Annotated in this window: 3 protein-coding genes; 2 read left to right on the plus strand and 1 reads right to left on the minus strand. The window is 71.7% G+C overall.

All coding sequences use genetic code 11. From position 1 onward, the window contains the following. Positions 1–1,465: aminopeptidase N (pepN, locus tag ACESL7_RS14355; protein ID WP_372893984.1), on the minus strand; the 1,465-nt coding region annotated here is incomplete at its 3' end. 77 nt (positions 1,466–1,542) lie between these two features. On the opposite strand from pepN, the gene ACESL7_RS14360 reads away from it, so the two are divergent. Then, complete coding sequence (locus ACESL7_RS14360; RefSeq protein WP_372893985.1) at positions 1,543–3,090, plus strand: FAD-binding domain-containing protein; 1,548 nt, start codon at positions 1,543–1,545, stop codon at positions 3,088–3,090. Positions 3,091–3,098: 8 nt separating this feature from the next. Next, on the plus strand, positions 3,099–3,257 hold the full coding sequence (locus ACESL7_RS14365) for a DUF2256 domain-containing protein (RefSeq protein WP_372893986.1): 159 nt from the start codon (positions 3,099–3,101) through the stop codon (positions 3,255–3,257). Positions 3,258–3,585: the final 328 nt, after the last annotated feature.

The raw sequence follows: 3,585 nt of genomic DNA on the forward strand, positions 1-3,585 counted from the left end.
CCACCTCGTCCCCGTTCGGGGACAGCAGGCCCACGGCGATCGGGATCACCAGCGGCGCCTTCTCCTCCTGCCCCGGCGTGGGCGGCGTGCGCTGCGCGAAGGTGAGCGTATAGGTGCCGTCCTCGAAGCTCTCCTCGACCGAGAGGCGCGGGGTGCCGGCCTGTGAATACCAGCGCTTGAACTGCGCGAGGTCGCGGCCCGTCGCATCCTCGAAGACCTTCAGCCAGTCCTCGATGGTGCAGGCCTGCCCGTCGTGACGCTCGAAGTAGAGATCGAGCGCCGTCGCATAGCCCGCGTCGCCCACGAGGCGCTTGAGCATCCCGATCACCTCGGCGCCCTTCTCGTAGACGGTCGCGGTGTAGAAGTTGTTGATCTCCTGGTAGCTTTCGGGGCGCACCGGGTGCGCGAGCGGCCCCTGGTCCTCGGGGAACTGGCGCGCGCGCAGCATCCGCACGTCCTCGATCCGCTTGACGGCAGCCGAGCGCAGGTCGGCGGTGAACTCCTGATCGCGGAAGACGGTGAGCCCCTCCTTCAGGCAGAGCTGGAACCAGTCGCGGCAGGTGATGCGGTTGCCCGTCCAGTTGTGGAAATACTCATGCGCGATGATCGACTCGATGCGCTCGAAGTTGGCGTCGGTCGCGGTGTCGGGGCTGGCCAGCACGGCGGCGGAGTTGAAGATGTTGAGCCCCTTGTTCTCCATCGCGCCCATGTTGAAGTCGTCCACCGCCACGATGTTGAACACGTCGAGGTCGTATTCGCGTCCGTAGCGCTCTTCGTCCCAGCGCATCGAGGCCTTGAGCGCCTCCATCGCCCAGGCGCATTTCCCCTCGTCGCCCGGCCGCACCCAGACGGCGAGATCCACGGTCCGGCCCGACCGGGTGACGAAGCTGCCGCGCTCGGCCACCAGATCGCCCGCGACCAGCGCGAAGAGATAGGCGGGCTTCGGCCAGGGGTCGTGCCACTCGGCCCAGCCGTCCCCCAGGCCCACCGGGTTGCCGTTCGACAGCATGACCGGCGCGTCGCCCTCGATGCGCACGGTGAAGGGCGCCATCACGTCGGGGCGGTCGGGGTAGTAGGTGATCTTGCGGAAGCCCTCGGCCTCGCACTGCGTGCAGTACATGCCGCGCGACATGTAGAGCCCCTCGAGCGCGGTGTTGGCCTCCGGCGCGATCTCGACCTCCGCCTCCCAGGTGAAGGGGGCCGCCGGCACCGCGCAGGTCAGGCCCTCGGCCGTGAGTTCGGGCGTCACCGCCGCCCCGTCGATCGCCGCGCGGATCAGCGTCAGCCCCTCGCCGTGCAGGAAGAAGGCGCCGCGGGCCGCGTCGGGGTTCGGGCGGAAACGGATGCGGCTCAGAACCCGCGTCGCCCGCGGCGCGAGGCGGAAGGTGAGATGCACGTCCTCCACCAGGAAGGCCGGCGGCGCGTAATCGCTCAGGTGCACGGTCTGCGGCGCGGCGTCCTTCATGGCGGTCTCCTCTGGTCTTTTCCGGGGTCGGGGCCGATCTACCCTTGTTAGAAAGACGGGCAGGGCACGGCAAGGCGATGGACGGGACAACTGGCGCGGCGATCCTCTGGTTCAAGCGCGATCTGCGGCTGGACGACCATCCCGCGCTCGCCCGCGCGGCAGCGAGCGGCTTTCCCGTGCTGCCCCTCTACATCGTGGAGCCCGGCCTCTGGGCGGAGCCCGACGCGAGCGGGCGGCACTACGCCTTTCTCGGCGAGGCGCTCGCGGAGCTGCGAGCCGATCTCGCCGCGCTCGGCGCGGCGCTTGTGATCCGGGTGGGGCGCGCGACGGAGGTGCTGGAGGATCTGCGCCGCCGCCACGGGATCACCCATCTCGTCAGCCACGAGGAGACCGGCAACACCTGGACCTACGCCCGCGACCGCGCCGTGGCGGGTTGGGCGCGCGCGCAGGGGGTTTCCTGGGAGGAACTGCCGCAGTCGGGCGTCGTCCGCCGGCTCGCGGGGCGCGACGGCTGGGCCGCGCAGCGCGACCGCTTCGTTTTCGCCGATCCGGTGCCCGCACCCGCAGCGCTCCGGGCGCTCTGGGCAGAAAGCGACCCCTGGCCCGCGCCGGAGGCGCTGGGCCTCGCACCCGATCCCTGCCCGGGACGGCAGCGGGGCGGGCGCGCCGAGGCGCTGCGGACGCTCGACAGTTTCCTTAACGCGCGCGGCCGCGAGTACCGCCGCGCCATGTCCTCGCCGCGCGAGGGGGCGACGGCCTGCTCGCGCCTCTCGCCGCACCTCGCGCTCGGCGCGCTCTCGGTCCGCGAGGCCGCGCAGGCCGGCGCCGCGCGCCAGCGCGCGGTGAAGGGCACGCGCGACGGCTGGGCCGGCAGCCTCAAGAGCTTCCAGTCGCGCCTCGCCTGGCGCGACCATTTCATGCAGAAGCTCGAGGACGAGCCCGCGGTCGAACACCGCTGCCTGCACCCGGCCTACGAGGGTCTGCGTCCGCGCGCCCCCGACAAGACGCGCCTCGCTGCCTGGGCGGCGGGCGAGACGGGGCTGCCCTTCGTGGACGCCTGCATGCGGATGCTGCGCCACACCGGCTGGATGAACTTCCGCATGCGCTCGATGCTGGTTGCGGTGGCCTCCTATCACCTCTGGCTCGACTGGCGTGAGACCGGCCCCGTCCTCGCCCGCCTCTTCACCGACTACGAGCCGGGGATCCACTGGCCGCAGATGCAGATGCAGTCCGGGACGACGGGCATGAACACGATCCGCATCTACAACCCGGTGAAGCAGGGCCGGGATCAGGACCCGACCGGCGCCTTCACCCGCGCATGGCTCCCCGAACTCGCCGCGGTGCCCGACGCGCATCTTCAGGAGCCCTGGCGCTGGGAGGGCGCGGATGGCGTGTTGGGCAGGACATACCCCGAGCCGATCGTCGACGTCCCCGCCGCCGCCCGCGCGGCGCGCGAGGCGGTCTGGGGCGTGCGCAAGGGCGCGGGCTTCCGCGATACGGCCTCGGCGCTCGTCGAGAGGCACGCAAGCCGCAAGGATGGCGCGGGCCGCTTCGTCAACGACCGCGCGCCGCGCAAGCGCCGCCGCGCACCGGATGACGACCGGCAGGGGAGCTTCGGCTTCTGATGGCGCGGATGCGCAGGAAGGGCGACCTGCCCACGAAACCCTGCGCGACCTGCGGCCGCCCCTTCGCCTGGCGGCGCAAATGGGCGAAGGTCTGGGACGAGGTGCGCCATTGCTCCGACCGCTGTCGCCGCGAGGCCCGCCGCCACGCCCGGACCAGCCGTTCCTGAGCGGAGCGCGCTGACGCGCGCGAGATCTCTGGCACTGCGTGCGGTTTTCGGGGGCGCTGCCCCCGAGCCCCCGGAGTATTTCGCCCAAGGTGATGGAATGGTTGGCATACCCGGCCCCATCATCTTGGCGCAAATACTCCGGGGGGAGTCGCGCCTGCAGGCGCGACGGGGGGCAGCGCCCCCCTTTTGGTCCGCTCAGGTCCAGTCGCGGCCGAGATCGGCGCGCGCCCGCTCGATCCAGTGGTCGCGCAGCCAGGGGCAGGGCTTCGACCGGCGGATCAGCGAGCCGCGATAGCCCTCGACCGCCTCGGGCATCTTGGGGCGGCCG

The sequence above is a fragment of the Rhodosalinus sp. genome, from assembly GCF_041685465.1.
In the GTDB taxonomy this organism is placed as follows: Bacteria; Pseudomonadota; Alphaproteobacteria; order Rhodobacterales; family Rhodobacteraceae; genus Rhodosalinus.

What these genes read in the sequence shown, in the direction of transcription:
- ACESL7_RS14360 (WP_372893985.1), top strand. Translation starts at nt 1,543, where the DNA reads ATGGACGGGACAACTGGCGCGGCGATCCTCTGGTTCAAGCGCGATCTG.
- ACESL7_RS14365 (WP_372893986.1), top strand. Translation starts at nt 3,099, where the DNA reads ATGCGCAGGAAGGGCGACCTGCCCACGAAACCCTGCGCGACCTGCGGC.